Annotated in this window: 20 protein-coding genes; 12 read left to right on the forward strand and 8 right to left on the reverse strand. The window is 66.6% G+C overall.

Features of this window, described 5'->3' with window-relative positions; all coding sequences use genetic code 11:
- Positions 1-91: 91 nt before the first annotated feature.
- Positions 92-1,957, reverse strand: a complete 1,866-nt coding sequence (locus VGV37_RS11240) for a glycoside hydrolase family 28 protein (RefSeq protein ID WP_326879761.1) — start codon at positions 1,955-1,957, stop codon at positions 92-94.
- 95 nt (positions 1,958-2,052) lie between these two features.
- Positions 2,053-2,964 carry a LysR family transcriptional regulator gene (locus VGV37_RS11245; RefSeq protein WP_326879762.1) on the reverse strand — a complete coding sequence of 304 codons (912 nt, stop codon included), beginning with the start codon at positions 2,962-2,964 and terminating at the stop codon, positions 2,053-2,055.
- Between the two features lie 111 nt (positions 2,965-3,075).
- Between VGV37_RS11245 and VGV37_RS11250 the strand changes: the two genes are divergently transcribed.
- On the forward strand, positions 3,076-4,476 hold the full coding sequence (locus VGV37_RS11250) for an MFS transporter (RefSeq protein ID WP_326879763.1): 1,401 nt from the start codon (positions 3,076-3,078) through the stop codon (positions 4,474-4,476).
- 15 nt (positions 4,477-4,491) lie between these two features.
- Here VGV37_RS11250 and VGV37_RS11255 read toward each other — a convergent pair whose 3' ends face one another.
- Entirely contained in the window at positions 4,492-5,295 is an 804-nt protein-coding gene (locus tag VGV37_RS11255) for a GntR family transcriptional regulator (protein WP_326879764.1), read from the reverse strand.
- 8 nt (positions 5,296-5,303) lie between these two features.
- On the reverse strand, positions 5,304-6,086 hold the full coding sequence (locus VGV37_RS11260) for a substrate-binding domain-containing protein (protein ID WP_326879765.1): 783 nt from the start codon (positions 6,084-6,086) through the stop codon (positions 5,304-5,306).
- Between the two features lie 186 nt (positions 6,087-6,272).
- Here VGV37_RS11260 and VGV37_RS11265 point away from each other — a divergent pair, with 186 nt between their 5' ends.
- Complete coding sequence (locus tag VGV37_RS11265; protein ID WP_326879766.1) at positions 6,273-7,577, forward strand: aminotransferase class I/II-fold pyridoxal phosphate-dependent enzyme; 1,305 nt, start codon at positions 6,273-6,275, stop codon at positions 7,575-7,577.
- 205 nt (positions 7,578-7,782) lie between these two features.
- Here the strand turns inward: VGV37_RS11265 and VGV37_RS11270 are convergent, their stop codons facing one another.
- Positions 7,783-8,238: a hypothetical protein gene (locus VGV37_RS11270; RefSeq protein WP_326879767.1), complete on the reverse strand. Its 456-nt coding sequence runs from the start codon at positions 8,236-8,238 to the stop codon at positions 7,783-7,785.
- 16 nt (positions 8,239-8,254) lie between these two features.
- On the opposite strand from VGV37_RS11270, the gene VGV37_RS11275 reads away from it, so the two are divergent.
- Positions 8,255-10,072, forward strand: a complete 1,818-nt coding sequence (locus tag VGV37_RS11275) for an autotransporter domain-containing protein (RefSeq protein ID WP_326879768.1) — start codon at positions 8,255-8,257, stop codon at positions 10,070-10,072.
- On the opposite strand, the gene VGV37_RS11280 is transcribed toward VGV37_RS11275, so the two are convergent.
- Positions 10,069-10,998 (reverse strand): amidohydrolase family protein, encoded by a 930-nt coding sequence (locus VGV37_RS11280; RefSeq protein WP_326879769.1) that lies wholly within the window; start codon positions 10,996-10,998, stop codon positions 10,069-10,071. The genes VGV37_RS11275 and VGV37_RS11280 overlap by 4 nt on opposite strands.
- 91 nt (positions 10,999-11,089) lie before the next feature.
- Here VGV37_RS11280 and VGV37_RS11285 point away from each other — a divergent pair, with 91 nt between their 5' ends.
- From VGV37_RS11285 to VGV37_RS11310, 6 genes are read left to right on the forward strand one after another with little or no spacing between them, the layout of a single operon-like run.
- A complete protein-coding gene (locus tag VGV37_RS11285) occupies positions 11,090-12,124 on the forward strand; it encodes an Ldh family oxidoreductase (RefSeq protein WP_326879770.1) in 1,035 nt (344 codons plus the stop codon).
- The gene (locus VGV37_RS11290) at positions 12,121-12,906 is read left to right on the forward strand and encodes an MBL fold metallo-hydrolase (protein WP_326879771.1); all 786 of its coding nucleotides are present in this window, start codon (positions 12,121-12,123) and stop codon (positions 12,904-12,906) included. The genes VGV37_RS11285 and VGV37_RS11290 overlap by 4 nt, the downstream gene beginning before the upstream one ends.
- On the forward strand, positions 12,906-13,595 hold the full coding sequence (locus tag VGV37_RS11295) for a GntR family transcriptional regulator (protein WP_326879772.1): 690 nt from the start codon (positions 12,906-12,908) through the stop codon (positions 13,593-13,595). The genes VGV37_RS11290 and VGV37_RS11295 overlap by 1 nt, the downstream gene beginning before the upstream one ends.
- Positions 13,592-16,201 (forward strand): aconitate hydratase AcnA, encoded by a 2,610-nt coding sequence (acnA, locus tag VGV37_RS11300; RefSeq protein ID WP_326879773.1) that lies wholly within the window; start codon positions 13,592-13,594, stop codon positions 16,199-16,201. Before VGV37_RS11295 ends, acnA begins: the two co-directional genes overlap by 4 nt.
- Before the next feature lie 21 nt (positions 16,202-16,222).
- On the forward strand, positions 16,223-17,281 hold the full coding sequence (locus VGV37_RS11305; RefSeq protein WP_326879774.1) for an isocitrate/isopropylmalate dehydrogenase family protein: 1,059 nt from the start codon (positions 16,223-16,225) through the stop codon (positions 17,279-17,281).
- Between the two features lie 31 nt (positions 17,282-17,312).
- Positions 17,313-18,623: an MFS transporter gene (locus tag VGV37_RS11310; RefSeq protein ID WP_326879775.1), complete on the forward strand. Its 1,311-nt coding sequence runs from the start codon at positions 17,313-17,315 to the stop codon at positions 18,621-18,623.
- Positions 18,624-18,628: 5 nt separating this feature from the next.
- Here VGV37_RS11310 and VGV37_RS11315 read toward each other — a convergent pair whose 3' ends face one another.
- Together VGV37_RS11315 and VGV37_RS11320 are read right to left on the reverse strand one after the other, a co-directional pair.
- On the reverse strand, positions 18,629-19,579 hold the full coding sequence (locus VGV37_RS11315) for a hypothetical protein (RefSeq protein WP_326879776.1): 951 nt from the start codon (positions 19,577-19,579) through the stop codon (positions 18,629-18,631).
- Positions 19,580-19,586: 7 nt separating this feature from the next.
- Positions 19,587-21,293 carry an MBOAT family protein gene (locus VGV37_RS11320; RefSeq protein ID WP_326879777.1) on the reverse strand — a complete coding sequence of 569 codons (1,707 nt, stop codon included), beginning with the start codon at positions 21,291-21,293 and terminating at the stop codon, positions 19,587-19,589.
- Between the two features lie 150 nt (positions 21,294-21,443).
- Between VGV37_RS11320 and VGV37_RS11325 the strand changes: the two genes are divergently transcribed.
- From VGV37_RS11325 to VGV37_RS11335, 3 genes are all read left to right on the forward strand, one after another.
- Positions 21,444-22,214, forward strand: coding sequence for an enoyl-CoA hydratase/isomerase family protein (locus tag VGV37_RS11325; RefSeq protein WP_326879778.1), 771 nt, complete (start codon positions 21,444-21,446; stop codon positions 22,212-22,214).
- Positions 22,215-22,247: 33 nt separating this feature from the next.
- Positions 22,248-23,015 (forward strand): enoyl-CoA hydratase/isomerase family protein, encoded by a 768-nt coding sequence (locus tag VGV37_RS11330; RefSeq protein ID WP_326879779.1) that lies wholly within the window; start codon positions 22,248-22,250, stop codon positions 23,013-23,015.
- A gap of 180 nt (positions 23,016-23,195) precedes the next feature.
- Positions 23,196-24,782, forward strand: coding sequence for an ABC transporter substrate-binding protein (locus VGV37_RS11335; RefSeq protein ID WP_326879780.1), 1,587 nt, complete (start codon positions 23,196-23,198; stop codon positions 24,780-24,782).
- Positions 24,783-24,787: the final 5 nt, after the last annotated feature.

Here is a 24,787-nt window from a genome sequence, read left to right on the forward strand (position 1 = left end):
GGGCGACTTTATCGCCCCGGGACTCATCCGGCCATAGGCATCGATCGGCAAGGAGAAAGCCCGGACGCGGACCCCGCGTCCGGGCGTCGGATCAGGCGGACAGCACCGTGTTGTAGACCGTGCCCGCGATCGTCACCTTATCCAGGGTCAGGCCCTGGACATTGTAGAGATAGATCGGCTTTGCCGTGTTCACGGGCGTGCCGAAGTTGCAGTTGGTGATGGTCACGTCCGCGACCGGAACCACGGTCGGCGGCGGCGTGGTGAGGCCGTTGTAGTCGGCCGCGACCGGGCCTTGGACGATGACCGCCTGGTAGCAGCTGGCCGTGCCGCCGGGGGGCGCCGTCACCGTCAGGTTGGTGATGGTGATGTTCTTCACCGTCGGCGGCCGGATGCGGACATTGTCCGAGCCCGGCGAATAGTCGCAGTCGAACGTAATCACGCCGCCCTGGTTGGTCGACACCGTGTTCGTCGGCACGGGGCTGCCCGGCAGCGGCTTGTAGAAGCTGGGCGTCAGGTTGATGCCGTTCGGCAGGGTCACGTTGCGGACGTGGAAATTCTCGACCGTGCCGCCCCGGTTTAGGTTGGTCTTGACCCGGATCGCGATGTTGAGCGGGTTGGTCGCGTAATTCTGGTTCTCCATGCTCAGGTTCTCGGCGAAGACGTTCTTCACGCCTGCCGACATCTCGCTGCCCAGCGTGATGCCGCCATGGCCGCTGTTCATGGTGCAATTGCGGATGACGTGATTCTGCGCCGGCCCATATTCGATGTCGTTGTCCTTGCCCGACTTGATCGCGATGCAATCGTCGCCGGTGTTGAAGGTGACCTTGTCGACCAGCACATGGTCGCAGGCCTCCGGATCGAACCCGTCGTTGTTCGGACCGGTGCTGTTCGCATAGACCTTGCGGATCAGGACGTCGGTGCAGGCGATCGGATGATGCTGCCAGAACGGCGTGTTGGTGACCTGATAGCCCTCCATCACCACGTTGCGGCAGTTGAAGAACTCGATCATGCAGGGCGGCAGCTGGTGGCCGATGCCGAAGATGCGGGCAGCCGGCGGGATGTTGGCCTCCGACAGGGCCGGCAGGTAGGAGCTGTCCTTGGTATAGGCATTGCCGGTACCGCCGCTCGCTGCGCCGAATTCGATCAGGTTGATCTCGGCGGTGGAAAGCGCCGGGTTGAGCGTGCCGAGCGGCAGGTTGAGCGCGTTGGCCGTGCCTTCCGACGGTTGGCCCGCGACGAAGCCCGCGGTACCGACGGTGCCCTTCCAGGTCCACCAGCAATTGGTCGGGTTATAGAGGGTGCCGGCCTGACCGTTCAGGATGCTGGTCCAGTCCTCGCCCGTCAGCGCGATGTTCTCCTGGCCATAGGCATAGACCATGGCCGAGAAATTATAGCAGTCGTTGGCCTGCCAGCGCGATTTCACCAGCTTGCCGTTGGCGCCGAAATCATAGGAGCCGTATTTGGCATAGTCGGCCGGATTCGGGCTGAACCAGATCTGCGCGCCGCTCGCCAGATGGAAATTCACGTTGCTGAGCAGGGTGACCGGCCCGGCACAATACCAGTTGCCGGCCGGCACGACGACGCGACCGCCGCCGTCACGATGGCAGGCCGCGATCGCCGCGGCGAAGGCGGCATGGCAGTCGAACGAGCCGGTCGCCGGGGCCAGACCCGGGCCGGAGACGGTCGCCGATTGATAGAGCAGCGGAACGGTCACGAGCTGACACGGCCGCGCGCCATAGGCCGTCACGTAGAAATGGCGGAATTCGCGGCCGCGGAAGCCGGGGAAATCCCTCAGGCCTTCGATCCGATCGCAGATGGCGCGCGCTTGGCGCCAGGGTGCGTCGGCATCGCGCCCGGCGGCCGCCCAGGCCGGCGCCTTCAGCCCCAGCGCCGCCGCCCCGGCCGCCGTGCCGGCCAGCAAGGCGCGGCGGGACATCATCGATCGATCGTCCGTCATCGTCAGCTACTCCCGGATTTTATGGTTTCTGGAAAGGTGCGCGCCTGCCGATTTCGCGCGACACTACCATATCAGTTTTACGGGAGCGAGCCGCTTCAGGCGCGCTGCGGGCCGAAGCGGTCGATCGTGAAATCGATGAAGCTGCGCAGCTTCGGCGACATGTGGCGGTCGCGCAGATAGAGCAGGTTCAAGGGGCGGCTGGGTGCCGAATAGCCCGGCAGCAGGGCCACGAGACGGCCGGCCCCGACATCTTCCGCCAGCATGATCTCGGGCAGCATGACGACGCCCATGCCGGTCAATGCCGCCCGGCGCAGCCCCTGGGCGCTGTCGACCTGCATGCGGCCCGACACCGGTACGCTGACCTCGCCGTCGGGCCCGGTCATCCGCCATTCCGCTTGGGCCGAGCGCCACTCGGACCGGGAGGAATAGGTGTAGGTCAGGCAATCGTGCTGGCGCAGATCTTCCGGCCTATCCGGCGCCCCGCACCGCGCCAGATAGGCGGGTGCTGCGCAGACCATCAGCTTGTAGGGGGCGAGCGGCCGCGCGATGAGGCTGGAGCCCGGCAGCGAACCGATGCGGATCGCCGCCTCGAAGCCGTCCTCGGCCAGATCTACCACGGTGTCGGTGATGACCACGTCGAGATCGACGGCAGGATGGAGAGCCGCATAGTCGGTCAGCGCCGGCATCAGCCGCTCCGTGCCGAAGGTGGCCGATGCCGTAATGCGCAAACGCCCCTTCGGCACGGTCTGGATCTCCGCCGCCAGCGCCTCGGCATCGCCGACCAGACCCAGGATTTCGACGCACCGGTCGTAATAGACCCGGCCGAACTCGGTCAGGTTCTGCCGCCGGGTCGTCCGGTTGAGCAATCGGGCTCTCAGATGACCCTCCAGTGCCTGCACATGGTTACCGACCATGGTCGGCGTCAGGTCGCGCTCCGCCGCCGCCGCGGTCAGGCTGCCCAGATCGACGACCCGGACGAAAATATCCATGGCCTTGAGGAGGTCCATTACCAAATTTTCCTTCGAAGTGAATCGATATTCAAACGGTTTATCAAATATCTTCGGATAATACATAAGGGACGTCCCCGAACCGGGGAAGGGCTATCGGAGGACCGGCGCATGCCGTTTTCGCGTCCCGGCGGGAAGTGCTCGCCCACTCTCACTCTTGCGGCCACCAGCCTGGGGTTCGTCCTGGTCATTCTCGACGTGACGGTCGTGAACGTCGCGCTGGACCGGATCAAATCGGCGCTCGGTACCGACGTCACCGGCCTTCAATGGGTATTGAACGCCTACACCCTGGTGTTTGCCAGCCTGCTGCTGACCGCCGGCGCGCTGGGCGACCGGTTCGGCGCCAAGCGCATGTTCGTTGTGGGATTTGCACTGTTCACCGCCGCGTCGGTTGCATGCGGCTGTGCTGGAACCATCGATGCGCTGGTGACGGCTCGGGTCGTGCAGGGCGTGGGCGCCGCCTTGTGCGTGCCCTCTTCGCTGGCACTGCTGAATGCCGGCTTCCCGGATCCGGCCGCGCGGGTGAAGGCGGTCAGTCTCTGGGCCGGCGCCGGCGGCCTCGCGATCGCGGCCGGGCCGGTCGTGGGCGGCAGCCTGGTCGACTGGCTGGGCTGGTCGAGCATCTTCTTCCTGAACCTGCCGCTGGGCCTGCTTGGGATCTGGCTGACGATCGCCTATGCGCCCGACGCGCCCCGTGCCCCCGGGCGCGGCCTGGATCTGCCCGGCCAGGCGCTGGCCATCGTCGCCCTCGGCGCGCTGACCGTGGGCTTCGTCGAAAGCGGGCCGTTGGGCTGGGTCCATCCCATCGTGCTCGCCGGCTTCGTCACCTCGGCGGTGGCGGCCGGCCTGTTCCTGGCGGTCGAGGCGCGCGTGGCCGAACCCATGCTGCCGCTGTCGCTGTTCCGGAACCCCGCGATCGGCGCGGCCTGCGCGGTCGGGTTGCTGACCAACTTTTCGTTCTACGGGCTGATGTTCGTCTTCAGCCTGTTCTTCCAGATCTCGAAAGGCTATTCGCCGCTGATGGCCGGCCTGGCGTTCCTGCCGATGACCGCCCTGATCACGGTCGCGAATCTGGCGGCCGGGATCCTGACCGCCCGCTTCGGGCCCCGGCTGCCGATGGTGGCGGGACAGGCACTGGCCGCCGTCGGCTACATGGTGCTGGCCCGGACCGATGCCGCGACCGGTTACGGCACCATCGTCGCCCCGCTGCTGGCCGTCGGCGTCGGTTCTGCGCTGACCGTGCCGTCGATGACCGCCGTGGTCCTGGCCGGGGTCGCCAGGGAGCGGGCGGGCATCGCCTCCGGTGCGCTCAATGCCGCCCGCCAGATGGGTGGGGTGATCGGCGTCGGCGTGTTCGGGTCGCTGATGGTGGGTGCCGGCGACCGGCTAAGCGGCGGCATGCCCATCGCCCTCATCCTGGCCGGCCTCGCGCAACTGCTGGGCTGCGGCGTGAGCGCGGTCGGCATCCGGCGCCCGTCCCGACCGGTCGTGGTGCGCCCGGTCATGGATTGAGCCCGGGCAGTCGGATCAGGACAGGGCGCCGAACCGGTAGCCGTTGCGAACCGGCGCGCGGCGGCGGCCAGGCGGCTTGGCCGCGGCGAGGGCGAGGCCCGCCGGATGGGCGCCGTCGCCGCCGGGCAGGAAGAAGCCGGGCACCCGCGCGCGCAGCTCGTCGAGTATCTTCAGGACCTCGCGCAGGTGGCGCCGCATCGCCGCCCCCGCCGCGCGCGTGTCGCGCGCTGCCAGCGCCGCCAGGATGACCTCGTGCTGGGCGATGGCGACCGCCGGCCGGCCCGGATCCGGCAGCGACAGGCGGCGGACCCGGTCGATCTGCATCTTGGCCTGGTCGATCGCCGTCCAGACGCTGGGATGGCCGGACAGGCGCGCCAGCGTTCGGTGGAACTCCTCGTCCAGGCCATGGAAGCTGGACAGGTCGCCATCGGCGACCGCGCGCTTCTGGGCGGCGATCAGGGCCGCGAGATGGCCCAGATCCTCGTCCGTCACCCGGCGCGCCAGATCCGCCACGACGCCGCATTCGAGCAGCTCGCGGATATATTGGGCGTCGATCACCCCGGCATGGGAGATCGGCGCCACGAACGAGCCGGCCTGGGGCAGGATGACGACCAACCCTTCGTCGGCGAGCTTGCTCAGCGCCTCGCGCACCGGCGTCCGGCTGACGCCCAGCAGATCGGCCAAGTCCTTTTCCGACAGGCCGTGCCCGGGCGCCAGGCGGGCGCCGACGATCGCCTGGCGCAGCACGCCATAGACCTGCAGCTTGATCGATCGCCGCCGATCGATCGCCCAGCCGTCATGCCAGGTTGGGTCCACCATCTCGGGAGTTATGGGGCCGCCGTGATCGGATCGAGCCCGAAGCTCTTGACCGTCGGCGCTGCTTTCGCCGAGGTCAGGAAGGCGATGAACGCCTTGGCAGCAGCCGGCTCCTTCGATGCGGTCGAGATGCCGGCGGCGTAAAGCGTGACCTTCTGGATCCCCGGCGGCAGGGGCCCTACCACCTCGATGCCGGGCACCGGCATCAGTTCGCTCAATTGCTGAAAGCCAAGCTCCGCCTCGCCCCTGGCCACGATCTCGCCGACCGGCGTCGCGGGGATCATGCGACTCTTGCCGGCGATCTGGTCGGCGATGCCCAGTTGCTTGAAGCCCTCGGTCGAGAGATAGACGCCGCTGGCGCTGTCGGAATAGGCGATCGACTTGGCAGCGAGCAGAGTGCGCTTCAGGGCGTCCGCGGTCGAGATGTCCGGCTTGGGCGTGCCGGCCTTCACCGCCATGCCGATGTAGGATTTGGCGATATCGACCCGGCTGGCCGGCACCACCTTGCCTTGCTTCACCAGATCGTCGAGCGCGGACGCGACCATGATCAGTACGTCGACCGGTTCGCCGCGTGCCAGCCGCACCGGGATCGCGTCATGGGTCGTGCCCATCGACGGCCCCCACGCGATCTCCAGGTGGTCGTGGCTCGCCTGCTCGAATTCCGGCGCCAGCGCCTTGTAAGGTGCGGCGAAGCCGCCGGAATTCATCACCTTGATCTCGGCAGCCCCGGCCGTTTCCGCCATGAGCAGGCCGGCAAACCCCAGCGCCAGCACGCGCAACCCGATCGACCGCATGACATTCTCCCTGATCGCGGGTCGAACCGAACCGCGTTCCTCATCAGGCCAGGAGCTTAACCCGGCTTTCCTGGTCGGATGCAAGGCCGGCACGGCAAAATTGTCTCCGAGACATTCTAGCGCTTGCCCCGAACCGGGGCTGTGGAGTGACTCTATGGCTCCTTGCCGCCTGTATCGGAGAGCGACGTGCCTGCCCTTCTCGACCTGCCGCCCGAAACGCTCGCCGTCTGGGAGCGTCGTACCCGCGACCTGTATGACAGCTTCCGATCGCGCGAGCTGAAACTCGACATGACGCGCGGCAAGCCGTCGCCGGAACAGCTCGCGCTGTCGAACGGTATGCTGACCCTGCCGGGGAACGGCGACTATCAGACCGAGGCTGGCGAAGACGCCCGCAACTATGGCGGCATCCAAGGGCTGCCGGAGACGCGCCGCCTGTTCGCGCCGATGCTGGACGCGCCGCCCGACCAGATCGTCGTCGCCGAGAATTCCAGCCTCGCGGTGATGCATGACTGCCTCGTCTGGGCGCTGCTGAAAGGTGTGCCGGGCGGAACGGAACCCTGGTCACGGGCCGCCTCTCCCGCCTTCATCTGCCCGGTGCCGGGCTACGACCGGCATTTCGCGCTGTGCGAAGAGTTCGGGTTCCGCCTGCTGCCGGTCGCCATGAACGAGGATGGGCCGGACATGGACGCCGTCGAGGCTTTGGCGGCGGATCCTTCGGTCAAGGGCATGTGGTGCGTGCCGAAATATTCCAACCCGACCGGGGCGGTCTATTCGGCGGCAACCGTCCGGCGGCTCGCCACCATGAAGACCGGCGCGCCGGATTTCCGGCTGTTCTGGGATAATGCCTATGCAGTCCATCACCTGACCGGGATACAGCCGGAACTGGCCGATGTCCTGACGTTGGCCCGCGAGGCGGGCCATGCGGATCGGCCGTTCATCTTCGCTTCGACCTCGAAGGTAACTCTGGCCGGCGCAGGCCTCGCGTTCTTCGGCGGCTCCCCGGCAAACGTCGCCTGGTATCTGGCGCGGGCCAACCGGCGGACCATCGGGCCGGACAAGCTGAACCAGTTGCGGCACGTGCGCTTTCTGCGCGATTTCTCCGGGCTGGAGCGGCACATGGCAGCGCAACGGCACTTGCTGGCCCCGAAGTTCGCGGCCGTCACCGAGGCGCTCGATCGGCATCTGTCCGATCTCGGCACCGTGCGCTGGACCACGCCGGCCGGCGGCTATTTCATCAGCGTCGACGCCATGGACGGTACGGCGCGGCGCACGGTCGAGCTGGCCCGGGAGCTGGGCATCGCGCTGACGCCGGCTGGGGCGACCTGGCCTGGCGGTGTCGATCCGAACGATCGCGTTTTGCGCCTTGCCCCGACTTTTCCCAATGTTGAGACCGTGAAGATTGCCGCCGAGGGTATCGCGCTGTGCATTCGGCTGGCGGCGATCGAAAGGGCGCTCGCTGTGTCAAACATGGGGCACAGCCCCAGGATGTGACAAAAAGAGGATCAAAATTGCGCGACACCGGTTAACAGGTTGAATGGTCCGAAACCGGAGGCTCCCATGTCTTGGCTAGCGATTGGGTTGACTTGGATCGCCGCATCCGTCGCAGTCCCGATGCTGTATAGCTGGCGCTATAACTACGTGAAGAATTATCGGCAACGCGCCATCCGCGCGCGCGCTCGTCTGCACAGGTTCCATTTCACTCAAGACTTCCCGCCGATGTATCGCTGACCGTCGAGCGGTCTGGCCGGAAACTGGTCAGCGCCGTCGAGGGGCGTCCGGCTCCACCGCCGAATGGATCGCCTGGGCCGGCAAGATGAAAAGACCTTGGCGCCAGTACCGGGTCGCGCCGTATGTCGAACGCCGTGAAACCGGACGTGGTGCCCGAACGGGCTCTGCCGCAAAATCCCTCCGCCACCCGAACCAGAACTCGTTCCCCCGCCCGGCGGGCAATTTTTGCGACTTTAAATGGCTCCTCGCGAGCTTCCTGGTAGAAAATTGTGGCCAGCGCGCAACAGATCGCAAAGCCTTCGTCCATAGCGTCAATCTCGCATTGTTGAACAATTTTACCGGGTGATAGAAGCAGCCCAGCCGAGTTTTTCAGGATGGGGTTCGGGATGCGCTTTTTTACTTCCGCAGCGATCGCGGCCCTCATGCTTTCGGGACCGGCGATGGCCGAGGAACAATTCACCGGCATTCATGTCTTCGGTGACAGCCTGTCCGACAACGGCAACATTCCGAAGCTCTACGGCGTCACCGCCCGTCCCTCGCCACCCTACTACCCCGGCCGCTTCTCGAACGGCCCAGCCTATGCGGAATATCTGCCGTCGCTGCTGAACGTTCCCGAGGCGCGTTTTACCGACGACGCCCTAGGCGGCGCGCTGTCCGGTACGACCAACCTCGGCAATTTCCCGGAGGCGGGAACCGAGAACGAGGTTGAGCGCTATCTGGCGACCGGCAGCCGGGCCAACAGCCGCGACCTGTTCGTGCTCTGGACCGGCGCCAACGATTATCTGGGCCTGTCGGGTGCGGCCAACCCGTCCATTCCGCTGCCGGTGGTGCAGGCGGTGCTGACCCAGGTCGCCGCCACCGCGGTCGGCAACATCAGCCTGGAGGTCACCCAACTCGCCAGCACCGGCGTCAAGAATTTCCTGGTGCCGAACCTGCCGAACCTGGGCGTCACCCCAACGCTCAACGGCACGCCGGCCAGCGCCGACATCGGGTTGTTCGCGACCACGGCGCACAACGCGGACCTGACCCAGTCGATGGCGCAGCTGTCGCGGCAGTTACACGTCAACATCGTCGTCGCCGACGTCGACGCTCTGGTATCCGACGTCATCGCCCATCCGGCGAAGTACGGCCTGACCAACGTGACCCAGGAATGCGTGCTGAACGCCGCCTGCATCGCCCAGAAACAGCCATACCTGTTCTGGGACGAGGAGCATCCGACCGAGCAGTTTCACCAGATTTTTGCGCGTTTCTTCACGGCCTCGCTGCAAGGCCCGACCGTGGTCGGCGCCCAGGGCGAAATGGCGATCGTCGCAGCCAATACGCTGTACGACCATATTACCAGCCGGACGCAGGCATTGCGCAACGGCGCTTCCGGCCTGTCCATGTCGACCGGTGGCGGCGATGGCGCGGCGCCCAACCCGGACAAGCCGCTGAGCGGCTTCGTCACCGGCAGCTACGGTTGGGGCTCGCGCGACGATCGCTACGACGCTGTCGGGTTCAGCTACGACCAGACCGACGTGACCGGCGGCCTCGACTACAAGCTGACGCCGCACCTGGCGCTGGGCGGCCTGTTCGGCTACGGCACGATCACCGGCGACCTGCACGAAAGCCTGGGCCAGGCCCGGCAGCAATCCTATCAGGGCGCGCTCTACGCGACCTATTTCACCGACGACTTCCATTTCGGTGCGGCCGTCAGCTACATCGGCAACGACTGGGACAAGCTGGCGCGCAACACCTTCGTTGCCAATCAGACCGCGCAGGCCACCACCGACGGCCGGACGCTCGGTTACGAAATCGACGGCGGCTACACGCTTCATGCCGGCAATTTCCGGTTCGGCCCGGTCGTGGAACTGCGCTATGCCTACGTCCATATCGGCGCCTATACCGAGCATGGCGCCGTGGGTCTCAACCAGACCATCGATAGCCAGGGGATCAATTCCCTGGTCGGCGAGATCGGCCTGGAAGCGGCGGTCGACACCAGCATCGCCGGCGTAGCACTCACCCCCCACCTTCGCCTGACCTACAACGACCAGTTCGCCGACGGCGACCGCACCATCACGTCGCGGCTCGTAACCCAGTCCGCCATCACGATCGCGACTCAGATCGACGCCGCCAAGCACACCTGGCTGCGTCTGAACGGCGGCGTCGACTTCCCGATCAACGATACCTTCACCGCCCTCGTCGATTTCGACAGCTCACTCGCCCGCGGTGACGGCTCCGACCAGCGGGCCGGAGCGAAGTTGAAGATCGCTTTCTAGGCGGCCGGGTTCTCTCCCGGAAACCCGTAGAGCCGCGCGGGAGTGCGCACCAGGATCCGCCGCAGCAGGTCCCGGTCGCCGTCGACCCATTCATGCAGGCGATCGAGTGCCCGGCCGTCGTCCTCCGGCTGGAATGGCTCGATCGCCGTCGTCGCCCGCGACGGGTCGCGTCTGGTCGAGGTATGAGGCCAATCCGTGCCCCACAGCAGATGGTCCGGTCCGGCCGCGATCAGCGCCCGGGCGATGGTGCCGGCATCGGCATAATCCGGCCGGCTCGAGATGCGGCACGGTGCCGATAGCTTGACCAGGACCCGGCCGCTCGCGACCAGCGACAGCAAGGCGGCGAAGCCTGGCTGATCCACGCCGCCGGCCGCCGAAGCCCGGCCGAAATGGTCGATGACCAGCGGCACCGGCAAATCCAGGATCGCATCGTGCAGAGCGGCGATCACCGACAGGCTCGCATAGGTCTGGACGTGCCAGCCGAGCGGCGCCACCCGCGCCGCGACCTGGCGCAAGCCGTCGAGCGCCAGCGACGGATCGTGCTGACCCTCGCTCTCCAGATTGACCCGCGCGCCCCGCACGCCGGCCTCATGCATCGCCGACAGATCCGCCAGGGACGCGTCGGCATCGATGACGGCGATGCCGCGCGCGCGCGACCCGAGTTCCCGCAGCGCCGCGAGCAGGCGGCGATTGTCGGTGCCATAGGGGCTCGGCTGCACCAGCACGACGCGTTCGAGGCCGAGCAGCCCATGCAGGGTCAGCAGGTCGGAGACCGAGGCGTTGTCCGGCGTGTAGCCGCGATGCGGCGCGTAGGGAAATTGCGCCGCGGGCCCGAACACGTGGACATGGGTGTCGCAGGCCCCGGCCGGCATTGCGAAACCCAACGCGCCATGCCGCACGCCCAGCACTGCTTTGCCTTCGGTCATCCATCGACCCTCCCGGTGACGCACTTCGCTTTATTGTACAACTGAAAACTTTTGTATACAAATGCATGCGGCTAGGGAGGAGGATCGACGCATGACCGATCGCCAGACGATCGCCTACGACACGCTCTTCGGCACCGTCAGCGGCATCTTCACCAAGCGCGGCCTATCCGGTGCCCATGCGGCCCGTGTGGCGGAATGCCTGATCGAAGCCGACATGCGCGGCGTTCCGACCCACGGCATCAGCCGTATTCCGATCTACGCGAAGCGCCTTCGCCTGGGGTTGGTCAACGCCCAGCCGGCATTCACGTTCGAGACACCGACGCCCGTGATCGCGCGCCTGGACGGCGACAACGCCATGGGCTTCGTCGTCGGGACCCACGCCATGAACGCCGCGATCGAGCGGGCGCAAATCTATGGCATCGGCCTGGTCGCGGCCTGCCACAGCAATCATTTCGGCATGGCGACGGCCTATCTGCTGCAGGCGGTCGAGGCCGGGATGGCGGCGATGGTGCTGACCAACGCGTCGCCCACCATGCCGATCTGGGGCGGCAAGGTGCCGTTCCTCGGCACGAGTCCGCTCGGCCTTGCGGTGCCCGGCGGGGCTGAGCCGCCGCTGCTGCTGGACATGGCGACCTCGGTCGCGGCCCGCGGCAAGATCCGGCGGGCGATCCAGCGGGGCGAGACCATTCCGGAAGGCTGGGCGCTCGACGAGCACGGCCGGCCGACGACCGACGCGGAGGCGGCCTATCGCGGCGTCGTCCTGCCGCTGGGCGGTCCCAAGGGCTCCGGCCTGTCGCTGATGATGGAGGCGCTGGCCGGCGTCATGGCGGGTGCGGCCTTTGGCGGCCAGGTGCGCGACCAGTATGCCGATTTCACCGCGCCGCAGAACGTCGGCCATTGCTTCCTGGCGTTCCGCCCCGACCTGTTCCTGCCGCCGGGACAATATCAGGCCGACATGGACGAACTGGTCCGGCGCGCGAAGGCGAACCCGCTGGCCGAGGGCTTCGACGAGATCCTGATGCCGGGCGAACGGGAATCCCGGCGGGTCGCCGAGCAGCGGCTGCATGGCGTCGCCATCGCCCAGGCGGATCTCGACATGCTCGCGGCCGAGGAGACGATGGAATGAGCGACGCCCTGCAGAAATTTACCGATCCGGCGTTCGACCTGACCATCCTGGTCCAGGGTTTCCCCGGCCGTTCGCTGTGCCACGGCGGCCTTGGCTGGAGCACCATCGCGCTGCTGCGCATGGGCGACCGGATCGCGGTCATCGATACCGGCGCCTTCAGCGCGCGCAAGTCGATCTATGCCGGGCTCGCCCGCGCCGGCCTGGCACCGGCCGACGTCACCGATGTGCTGCTGACCCACGCCCATTACGACCATTCGATCAACTGGGTGCTGTTCCCCAAGGCGCGCATCCATATCGGCAAGGTCGAGATGGACTGGGCCCTGCCGCTGTGGGGCGACCCGGTGCTGCCGGAACTCTATGTCCAGGCCCTGGCCGACAGCCCGCGCCTGGCGCTGATCGCCGACGGCGACACGGTGCTGCCCGGCATCCAGGCCGTGCGAGCGCCCGGCCATACGCCGGGCTGCCTGGTGTTCCGCCTGGACGGCGAGCACCGACGCGTGCTGTTCAGCGGCGACGCCGCCAAGAACCGGGCCGAACTGGTCTCGCGCGCCGCCGACATGACCATGGACGAAGCGGCCTCGCAAAGCTCGATCGAGATGATCTGGCGGATGTGGCGAGAGCGGCCGGACACGCTGCTGATCCCCGGCCATGACCTGCCGATGCTGCTGGAAGACGGCGTGCCGACCTATGTCGGCGAGCGCCGCGCCGGCGTCACGGCCTGGTTCGGCGACGACCTCGACACGACCACCCTGTTCGACTTTTCACGGGCGCCGCATCTGTGATGTCAGCCAATCCCGACCTGATCACGGTCTCCGAACAGACCTCCGACGGCGCGGGCTCGCTGGCCCAGATCGCCTATGACCGCATCTTCGACGCGATCCAGACCGGGCGGCTGCCGCCCGGCACGCGCGTCAAGGAAGCGGAACTGACGGCCTGGCTCGAAATGAGCCGCACGCCGGTACGCGACGCGCTAGTCCGGCTGGGCGGCGAAGGGCTGCTGCGCCACGAGGCCTATCGCGGCATCGTCATCGCCTCGCTGGATCGGCAGATGGTGGGCGAGCTGTTCCTGGCGCGCGAGGCGATGGAGGGCACTGCGGCCGCCCTCGCCGCCCGCTACGCCGCCGATGCCGAAATCGCGGCCCTGCAATCGCTGCTGGAGCTGGAGCGCAGCGTGGCGGGCGATCCCGTCGCCGGCGCCCGCTATAACCGCAAGTTCCATGCGGAAATCTATGTTTGCGCCCATAACCGCTATCTGCTGACGCCGCTGCGCGCGCTGTGGTCGCAAATGGCGCTGGTCACCCGGCAGACCCGCCGGTCCCAGGGCCGGAGCGACGAGGCGCGGCGCGAGCACGAGGCGATCGTGGCCGCGATCGTCGCCCGCGATCCCGTGGCCGCCGAGGCGGCCGCGCGCCAGCACATCAAGGCGGCGCAGCAGGCGCTGCTGACCGACTGGATCGAGGGGCGGCCGTGACCGTGGCGGATTTCGCCGACACGCTGACGGTCGGCGGCAAGCCCTGGCGCCTCGTCAGCCTGGCCAAGGTCGCGGCGGCGATGCCTGGCTTCACCCACCTGCCCGTCTCGCTGAAGCTGCTGGCGGAGAATGTCGCGCGTCATGAGCCGGCCCTGCTGCCCGCGTTCGGACGCTGGCTCGCCGGGGCCACCGACAGCGATCTGGAGATCCCGTTCCGACCGGCGCGGGTGCTGATGCACGACACGACCTGCCTGCCGGCCCTGGCCGACCTGGGCGCGATGCGCGACGCCATGCAGGCGCAGGGCGGCGATCCGGCCCTGGTCAATCCGCTGATCCCGGTAACCCTGGTCATCGACCATTCGGTCGCGGTCGACCGGTTCGGCACGGCCGACGCCGCCGCCCACAACCTCGCCCGCGATTTCGAGCGCAATGGCGAGCGCTATGCCTTCGTGCGCTGGGGCCAGGAAAACCTGCGCAATTTCCAGGTCGTGTCGCCCGGCAACGGCATCTGCCACCAGATCAACCTGGAAACATTGGCGAGTGTGGTGCGGAGCGAAACCGACCACGAGGGCGCGCCGTCGCTGGTGCCCGACACCCTGGTCGGCACCGACAGCCATACGCCGATGATCAATGCGCTGGGCGTCTTGGGCTGGGGCGTCGGCGGCATCGAGGGCCAGGCGGCGGCGCTGGGCGAGCCGCTGGGCCTGCAACTGCCGCAGGTGGTCGGCATCCGCACCACCGGACGTCTGCGGCCGGGCATCACTGCGACCGACCTGGTGCTGTCGGTCACCGAACTGCTGCGCCGGGTCGGCGTGGTCGACAGGTTCGTCGAATTCTTCGGCGACGGGCTCGATCACCTGAGCCTCGCCGACCGGGCGACCGTCGCGAACATGGCGCCGGAATATGGCGCCACCATCGCCTATTTTCCGGTCGACGCCGTGACGATCCGGTTCCTGCGCACGACCGGCCGGTCGGCGGAGCAGGTCGAGATCGTCGAGGCCTATGCCAAGGCGCAGGGCCTGTGGCGCGATCCCGCCGCCGACATCGCGTTTTCCAGCATCGTCGACCTCGATCTCGACATGATCGAGACCAGCCTCGCCGGCCCGCGCCGGCCGGACCAGCGCGTGGCCCTTGCCGCCGTGCCGGCGAGTTTCGCAGACGTGCTGGCTGAGCAGGGTCGCCTGCCGCCGCAATCCCCGGAGACCGCCGTCGCCGACGGCGCCGTGCTGATCGCGGCCATCACCAGCTGCACGAACACGTCCAATCCGCGGCTGATGATCCAGGCCGGCCTGCTGGCGCGGCGCGCCCGGCAGCTGGGCCTGCGCATACCGGCCTGGGTGCGGACCTCACTGTCGCCCGGATCCCGCGCGGTCGCGGACTATCTGGCCGATGCCGGTTTGCAGGCCGATTTCGACGCGTTGGGTTTCCAGATCGCCGGCTTCGGCTGCATGACCTGCATCGGCAATTCCGGTGAGTTGGACCCCGCCATCCGTGGGATGGTCCGGGACGGGCTGGTCGGCACCGCTGTCGTGTCCGGCAATCGCAATTTCGAAGGCCGGATCAACCCGCATATTCAGGCGGCGTATCTCGCGTCGCCGGGCCTGGTCGTCGTCTATGCGCTCGCCGGCACCGTGGTGCGCGACCTGCGGACCGAGCCGGTCGGCTGGAACGAGGCCGGCCGCCCGATCACGCTTGCCGAGCTATGGCCGGAGGATGCCGAGGTCGACGCCATTCTGGCCCGGGTGGTCGAGCCGGCCTATGCGCGGCGGATGGCCGTCGGCCTCGGCGACGATCCGGCCTGGTCGCGCATCGCGTCCAGAAGCGGCGTCACCTTTCCCTGGGATGCGGCATCGACCTACATCCGCCGGCCGCCCTATTTCGACCATGTGCGCCCGGTGACGGACGAGATCCGGGGCGCGCGGATGCTGCTGCTGCTCGGCGACCATGTCACGACCGACCATATCTCGCCGGCCGGCGCCATTCCGCCGGACAGTCTCGCCGGGCGCTACCTGACGGCCGAGGGCGTACCGGTCGCCGCGTTCAATCAATATTCAACCCGGCGCAGCAATCACGAAGTTCTGCTGCGCGGGCTGTTCAGCAATCCGAAGCTGGCCAACGCGCTGTTGCCGGCCGATGCGCGGCTGCCGGGCGGCCGGACGATCCATCTGCCGAGCGGCGAGACGATGGCGGTCTATGACGCAGCGCTGCGCTATCAGGGCGAAGGCACGCCGCTCGTCATCGTCGCCGGCCGGGAATATGGCGCCGGATCCAGCCGCGACTGGGGCGCCAAGGGGCCCTCGCTGCTCGGCGTGCGCGCGATCATCGCCGAGAGCTTCGAGCGGATCCACCGCAAGAACCTGGTCGGCATGGGCGTGCTGCCGCTGGAATTTCCAGCCGGCGTCACCCGGACGACGCTCAGGCTCGACGGCTCGGAAATGCTCGACCTGGTGCGCGACGGCCGCGACATGGTGCTGACCGTCCGGCGCACCGGCGGCAGCGACGCGCGGGTCGTCCTGCGCCTGCGCGTCGATACCCAGGTCGAGGAAGCCTATCTGCGCGCGGGCGGCATCCTGCCCTACGTACTCGGCCGTCTCGCGGCCGCCTGAACCAGCGAAGGAACAAAGCCCATGCGACTGCTCGTATTGCCCGGCGACGGGATCGGTCCCGAGATCACGTCCGCCACCCAGGCCGTGTTGCGCGCAGCCTCGAAGCGGTTCGACCTCGGCCTGGAAATGGACGAGCACGACGTCGGCCACGCCAGCCTGCGCCAGCACGGCACCACGGTGCGGCCCGAGTTGCTCGACCTGGCCCGGACCGCCGATGGCGTCATGCTGGGGCCGACCGCGACCTTCGATTTCAAGGACGAGGCGAAGGGCCAGATCAACCCGTCGAAATTCTTCCGCAAAGAACTGGACCTGTTCGCCAACGTCCGACCGGCGCGGACCTATCCGGGCATGAAATCGCCGGTCGAGGATTTCGACTTGGTCGTGGTCCGTGAGAATACCGAAGGCTTCTATGCCGACCGCAATATGGAGCAGGGCAACGGCGAGATCCTGGTGACACCCGACGTGGTCATCTCGCTGCGCCGCATCACCCGGCAATGCTGCGAACGCATCGCCGAGGCCGCCTGCGCCCTGGCCGCCCGCCGCCGCAAGCGCCTGACCGTCGTGCACAAGGCGAACGTGCTGAAGATCGGCGACGGCATGTTCCTCGACATCTGCCGCGCCACGGTCGCCCGCTATCCCGGCATCGAGATGGACGCGGTCATCGTCGATGCGATGATGGCCCATGTCGTGCGCCATCCGAGCCGCTACGACGTGATCGTCACCACCAACATGTTCGGCGATATCCTGTCGGACCTGACGGCGGAACTGTCGGGCAGCCTCGGCCTCGGCGGCTCGCTCAATGCCGGTGCGACCCATGCCATGGCCCAGGCGGCGCACGGTTCGGCACCCGACATCGCCGGGCAGGACGTCGCCAATCCATTCTCGCTCATCCTGTCCGCCGTCCTGCTCCTCGACTGGCATGGCGAGCGTCACCAGGCCGCCCGGTTCGGCGAGGCCGCGCGCGCGATCGAGACCGGCATTACCCAGGCGATCGCCGCCGGCAAGGCGACCCGAGACGTTGGCGGCACGCTCGGCACCGCCGCTGTGGGCGAGGCACTCGCGGCCCTGATAGCCAACTGAAGCAAAAAGACGAATGACAGGGAGGACGTCGATGGCGACCACCAACTACGTCGACCGACCGGAGAGCGGCGCCGCCGTGAGTGCGGCGGACGAGAAGCGCCTCTTCGCCCGGATCGCGTGGCGCGTGCTGCCGCTGCTGACCATCGCCTACATCATCAATTTCATCGATCGCACCAACGTCGGCTTCGCCGCGCTCACGATGAACAAGGAGATCGGCCTGACGGCGACGCAGTTCGGTTACGGCGCCGGCGTGCTGTTCATCGGCTATTGCCTGTTCGAGGTACCCAGCAACGTGGCGCTCTATCGCCTGGGCGCCCGGATCTGGCTCGCCCGCATCCTGATCAGCTGGGGCCTGATCTCGATGGCGACGGTCTTCGTCACCGGACCCTGGAGCTTCTACCTGCTGCGCTTTCTACTGGGCGCTGCCGAGGCGGGGTTCTTTCCGGGCGCGGCATTCTATTTGACACTCTGGTTCCCGCGGGAATATCGCGCACGCATCTATGCCTGGTTCCTGGTCGCCATCCCGGCGTCCTCGGTCATCGGCGGCCCCTTGTCCGGCGCATTGCTCGAGCTCGACGGCTGGCTGGGCCTCGCCGGCTGGAAATGGCTGTTCCTGGCCGAAGGCCTGCCCGCGGTCGCCATGGGCGTGCTGCTGCTGGTGCTGATGGTCGACACGCCGCAGAAGGCCAAGTTCCTCAACGCAGCCGAGCGGGAGTTCATCGTCCGGCGCCTGGCCGCAGAGCCCAAGGAGCGCGAGCGGCGCAACCTGTGGGAAAGCCTGCGGGACGGGCGCGTGCTGACGCTTGCCCTGGTCCAGTTCACCTATACGGTCGGCGCCTACGGCGTCGCCATCTTCCTGCCGCTGATCCTGAAGGAGCAGCATTTCACCAACGTGGTCGTCGGCTGGCTGACCGCGCTGGCGAACCTCTTCGCCTGCATCATCATGATCGTCTGGGCCGGCTTCATCGATCGCCGCGGCAAGGCGGTGTTCAACCTGGCGATCACCTGCCTCGTCTCGGGCCTGGGCCTGGTGCTGGCGATTACCGTGCATTCCTTCATCCCGGCCTTCATCGGGCTCACCATCGCCGTCGTGGGCACCAGCACGGCTCGTGCGGTGCTATGGACGATCCCGACCCGGTTCCTGACCGGCCTCGCCGCCGCCGGCGGCCTGGCGCTGATCAACTCGGTCGGCATCGTCGGCGGCTTCGTCGGCCCGTCGATCATGGGCGTGATGAAGGACCTGTCCGGCTCGTTCGACAGCGGGCTCATCGCCATGGCCGGTTTCCTGTTCGTGGCGACCGTGCTGGCGCTCTCTACCAAGCGCTACATCGCGCGGGAGTGAGCGTCCTATCGTTGCGGCGTACAGGCCTGGTGGGCGCAAAACGCAGCGACCAGCGCCCGCGTGTAGGTCTCGCGGCCGACGCTGTTCGCGTGGTATCGGCCGTCGAACATCTGGTCCATCGGCAGCAGGAATGCGTCGACCTCGCCCAGCATGGGTATGCCGATGTCCGCCAAGGTCGCGGACAGGTCCTTGAAGAACCGGGCATAGCCCGGATCGGTGCCAAGGACCGGGTTTCGGTACATCGGCGGCCAGATCGCGACGATCTCGATCCCGCGGGCACGGCTGCGGTCGGCAAAGGCCTTGATGATCGCAATCGCGTCGGGATTGACCGGGTCCGGCGGGGACAGGGTCAAGGCCCGCGCCGACGGCGGCGGCATGCTGCCCGCCTGGTTGTCCAGGTAGTCTCCCGACGGCGTCAGGGCCAGGGTGAACCCGCCCGCGGCCGGCGGCTGGCCCAGCACGCGCTTGATCGAACTCTTCACCGACGCCAGCATGTTGTAGCCCAGCACGAAGCTTGGCCACTCGGTGACCGGCTGCGCGAAGATGTAGTGCCGGTCGAAGAACGGCGCGTAATTCACCAGGGTCGTGGTCGGTTCGACCGGCGAGACATATTGCTGATACTCCAGGGCGAGAATCACCACGTCATGCGGCCGGAGGTTTTCTTCGAGACGATCGAGCAGATATTTCAGGCCGAGCCCCGCATGGGTGCCGAAGTTGATCGCTTGCGTGCCGGTCGCTGCGGAAATCATGGCGGAGTCGACACCCAGCAGCCCGCTGGAACCCGACCCCACGAGAATGCGTGGGCCCGCGACGGCGGCAGCCGCCCTCTCCTTGGCCAGGTATAATCCCTGGACCCAGTCGGATTCGCTGTTGGCCTTCAGGCCGAGCATCGGTGCGGCGGCGACGAGGCCGAGCACCGCGAGGCAAGAGATCATGGCCCGGGTCAGAAAGCGCATTGCGGCCTCAGAACTGGAAATAGAGGAACTGGCTCTTCTGCGCGCCGGCCATGATGACCAGGCAAGCCGCCGCGCCGACCCCGATCGCAACGGCCCAGAAGCCGTTGGCGGACCAGCTCCCGCGCGCAACCGGCGCCATCTCGTCGAGCATCGGGCGTTGTCTGGCCATGATCTGCGCCACGTTCGGGGCGAACAGGACGACGGCCCCCAGTATGATGGCCGAAGTCAGGAAATTGCCATCGAAGGCGGTCGGCGCATCCGCCAGCAGCGGCACGCCGAATTTCCGGGCGAGCGGTACGGCTTTGGTGAGAAAAGCGGGCACGGCGATACCGTTCAGGAACACCATGCCCCGCAGCACAGCGAAGGCATCGGCGAGCGAGGCCGCTCGGAAGAACACCCATCCGACGATGACGAAGAGCAGCGTCGATCCTGTCGACAGGATGCGCGGCAAACGCGCCGTCCGTGCGCCAGGCTTTGCCGGAAATACTTCGCGCCACGCGTGGTTGATCGCCAATCCGGCTCCGTGGAACGCGCCCCATAAGATGAAAGTGAACCCGGCCCCATGCCAAAGCCCGCCCAGCAGCATGGTCACGAACAGGTTGAGATAACGGCGTGCCTTGCCCCGCCGTCCGCCGCCCAGGGGAATGTAGAGATAGTCCCTGAGGAACCGGGACAGTGTCATGTGCCAGCGGCGCCAGAATTCGATCAGCGAATCCGCTTTGTACGGCGAGTTGAAATTCAGCGGCAGCTTGATGTTGAACAGGATGCTGATGCCGATGGCCATGTCGCAATAGCCGGAGAAATCGAAATATATCTGGAAAGTATAGGCGATCGCGGCGGCCCAGGAATCGAAAAAATCCGGCCGCTGACCAGAAGAGATCGAATCGAAGACGACGTTCGCGTAGGAGGAAATCGAGTCCGCGATCACGACTTTCTTGAAAAGTCCGATCACGAAGACGGTAACGCCCACGTTGATATGATCCCTGCTGGGCCTGACGGAGGCTCCTGAACGGAACTGCGGCATCATTTCGGCGTGATGCAAGATCGGTCCCGCAATCAAATGCGGGAAATACGTCACGAAGAGGAAATAGGATAGGAAGTCAGGCTCGTCCGCCTTTCTCTTGTACGAGTCCACCAGATAGGCGATCTGCGTGAACGTGAAAAATGAAATTCCGATCGGCAGCCGAATCGGATTGTCGAACAGATGGACGCCGAAATAGCTCAGCGCGGAATGTTCGAAGAAATTCGCGTATTTATAATATGCCAGCACCGTCAAGTTGGTGGCAATCGCCAAGGCGGTAAACCGCCCCCGCCATGGTCCTCGGGATTTTGCGATCAGCAGGCCCATGACATAGTTGAACACCACGGATGCGACGAGGATGGGCGCGTCGCCCGGATGCCACCAGGCATAGAAGAACAGTGAAGCCGCAACGAGCCATGCGACGGCGTATCGTCGCGAACGCTTTCCAAGTAGAAAATAGCCGACCAGGACGACAGGTAAGAAGGCAAAGATAAATTCAGCCGAATTGAATAGCATAAACTCTTTCCCAGATGCCCTGAGCAGATCGAGTAAAAACCGGAAAAAATCTCGAGAGGCTTCTTTTCCTTTGCGGAAACGGCCTATGCCAAATCCGAATATGCCGCCGCGAAATCGGAACGTCTCCGACCCGGGCGGGATCGCGCGAAGATATTCGAGCGCGCTTTGTCTTTGCAAGCTCGCGTCGAGGCCGATGCGGAAAGCCCATGGGGCGCCCGTGCCCTCCCGAATTCATCCCGCCGAGCGGTTCACGGCGCTTGCGGGCATCGCCGGCGTCAGCCCTCATGTCCTTTCGAGCCTGACCGGCCTTTCCTCCGGAGGATGACGATGCCTGACCAGATGACCCTGCAGGAACGGCGCGACGGCGCGACCGTCGTGCTGACGATCGACAATCCGGCGCGGCGCAACGCGCTCAGCATGCCGATCCGCGTGGCCATGGTCGAGGCGCTGGAGCGGATCGAGGGCGACCGCTCGGTGCGCGCCATCGTGCTGACCGGCGCCGGGACCGTGTTCAGTTCCGGCGGCGACATCAGCGGCATGGATGCGGCCGATCTCGCAGCCGGCCGCGAGCGGTTTCGCCTGACCCATCGGTTGGTCCGGCTGATGATCAAGAGCGCCAAGCCGATCATCGCCGCGGTCGAAGGCTGGTGCGCCGGCGGTGCCGTCGGGCTGGCGCTCGCCGGCGATACGGTCGTGGCCTCAGCAGATGCCCGTTTCGTCATGTCGTTCGGCAAGATCGGCCTCGTTCCCGACTTCGGCTGCCTGCACACCTTGCCGCTGCGCATCGGCCAGGGTCGCGCGCGGCAGATGATGTTGTATGGCGAGCCGATCGGTGCGGCCGAGGCCCTGCAGATCGGGCTGATCGACCAGATGGTGCCGCCGGGCACGGCGCTGGCGGCCGCCATCGAACGGTCCCGCCTGTTCGATGCGACAGCGCCGCTGCCGGTCGCGCTGACCAAGCAATATCTCGCCAACGGCCTGGACGCGGCGCTCGACTGGGAACGGGATGCGCAATCCACCCTGTTCCTGACGTCCGACCATGCCGAAGGCAAGTCGGCATTCCTCGAGAAGCGTCCGCCGACATTCGAAGGCAGATGACGTCGGAAAATCCTTGAGGGAGGAGCCACAGACATGAGCGACGTTCGCATCACCACCGACGGCCATGTCGGCATCGCGGAGATCTGCCGCGGACCGAACAATTATTTCGATGTCGATCTGATCCGTGAACTGGCCTCGGCGTTCGAAGCGTTCGATGCCGACCCGGCGATCCGCAGCATCCTGCTGGTGTCGGAAGGCCGGAATTTCTGTGCAGGCGCCGACTTCACCTCGCCTGCCAGCGCCGTGGTCGGCAGCGAGCGCGAAGGCGGGCACCTCTATCAGCACGCGGCGCGGCTGTTCCGGTGCGAGACGCCGGTCGTGGCCGCGGTCCAGGGCGCGGCCGTGGGCGGCGGGCTGGGCTTGTCACTGGTCGCCGATTTCCGGGTCGCCGCGGCCGACTCCCGTTTCACAGCCAACTTCAACCGCCTGGGCTTCCATCCCGGCTTCGGGCTCAGCGTCACCCTGCCGCGCGTGATCGGCGTGCAGAAAGCCGCCCTGCTGTTCTATACCGGCCGCAGGATCGGCGGCGAGGAAGCGCACGCGATCGGCCTGGTCGACGTGCTGCAACCCACGGCAGGGCTGCGCGCGGCGGCGCTGGCGCTCGCCACCGAGATCGCCCAATCCGCACCGATCGCCGTGGCGTCGACCCGGCGCACCCTGCGCCGGGGCCTTGCAGACGCAGTCGCCGCGATCACCGATCACGAATTGGCCGAGCAGCAGCAGCATTTCGAGACGGCGGATTTCAAGGAAGGCGTCAAGGCGATGGCCGAGCGGCGGCTACCGGTATTCGCGCGGCGATGACGTCGAACGCTTCGGCCTATTTCAGGATCAATCGCCTGCCCCGGATGCGTGCAAAATAGTTCGACCGCTCCCGTCATCAGGCCGTACGGTGTAACGACGCGCGACACGCCCCGACCTTGGCCTGTTCAGGCACGTAGATTGCTAGGTTCCAACCGATCATCACGGTGAGGAAGCCACACCATGAAGCGTCGTTCATTCTTGACCACCGCCGCCGCTGCCGGCGTGACCCTTGCCGCACCCCGCCTCAGCCTCGCGCAGAATACGCGGGTGTTGAAATTCGTGCCCCAGGCCAACCTGTCCTCGATGGATGCGGTCGCCGGCACTCAGTATGTCGTGCGCAATGCCGCGATGATGGTGTGGGACACGCTCTACGGCGTGGACAGCACGATCACGCCCAAGCCGCAGATGTGCGAGGGGCACGAGGTCAACGCCGACTTCACGGTCTGGACGTTCAAGCTGCGCGACGGGCTGAAATGGCATGACGGCGAGAAGGTGACGACGCGCGACGTGCTCGCCAGCCTGCAGCGCTGGATGGTGCGCGACACCATGGGCCAGCGCATCAAGGCCTCGCTCGACGCGCTGGAGGCGGTCGACGACCGCACGTTCCGCTTCCGCCTGAACAAGCCCTTTTCCAAGATGCTGTTCGCGCTGGGCAAGTCGAACGCGCCGATGTGCCTGATCATGCCCGAACGCATCGCCAAGACCGATCCGTTCCAGCTGATCAAGGAATATGTCGGCTCCGGCCCGATGAAGTTCAAGGCCGACGAATGGGTGCCCGGCGCCCGCGCGGTGTTCGAGCGCTTCGACGGCTATTCGGTCCGCCAGGAGCCCGCGTCCTGGAGCGCCGGCGGCAAGAAGATGAACTTCGACCGCATCGAATGGATCATCCTGCCCGACAGCGCCACCGCGAGTGCGGCGTTGCAGAACGGCGAAGTGGACTGGTGGGAGAACCCGATTTCCGACGTGGTGCCCCTGCTGAAGCGCAGCGCCAACATCAAGGTCGATATCGGCGATCCGCTGGGCAACATCGGCACCTTGCGGATGAACCACCTGAACCCGCCGTTCGACAAGGTGGCGGTCCGGCGCGCGCTGCTGATGGCGCTGTCGCAGACCGACTACATGCAGGCCGTGGCCGGTGAAGACCAGGCGCTATGGAAGATCTGCCCCGGCTTCTTCACACCGGGCACTTCGCTCTATACCGAGGCCGGCGGCGATTTGCTGAAGGGCCCGCGCGACATCGAGGGCGCCAAGCGCGCACTGAAGGAAGCCGGCTACAACGGCGAGCGCATCGAGCTGCTGGTGCCGGTCGACGTGCCGATCACCAAGGCCGAAGGCGACGTCACGGCCGATTTCCTGCAGAAGATCGGCATGGACGTCAATTACGTCGCCGCCGACTGGGGCACCGTGGGCACTCGCCGCGCCAAGAAGGATCCGGTCGACAAGGGCGGCTGGAACATCTTCCACTCCTGGCATGCCGGCGCCGACTGCATCAACCCCGCGCCCTATACGGCGCTCGATGCAAGCGGCGACGGCGCCTGGTTCGGCTGGCCGAAATCGGATGCGGTTCAGAAGGGCATTGCCGACTGGTACGCTGCGCCCGACCTCGCGAGCGAGAAGGCCGCCGCCGACGCGATCAACAAGGCCTCGTTCGAGAACGTGACCTACATCCCGACCGGGTTCTTCCTGCAGTACACCGCGTGGCGCAAGAACGTCTCCGGCATCGTCAAAGCACCCTTCCCGGTGTTCTGGGGGGTGGAAAAGGCTTAAACGCC

Source organism: Aliidongia sp., from assembly GCF_035943795.1.
In the GTDB taxonomy this organism is placed as follows: Bacteria; Pseudomonadota; Alphaproteobacteria; order ATCC43930; family CGMCC-115725; genus Aliidongia.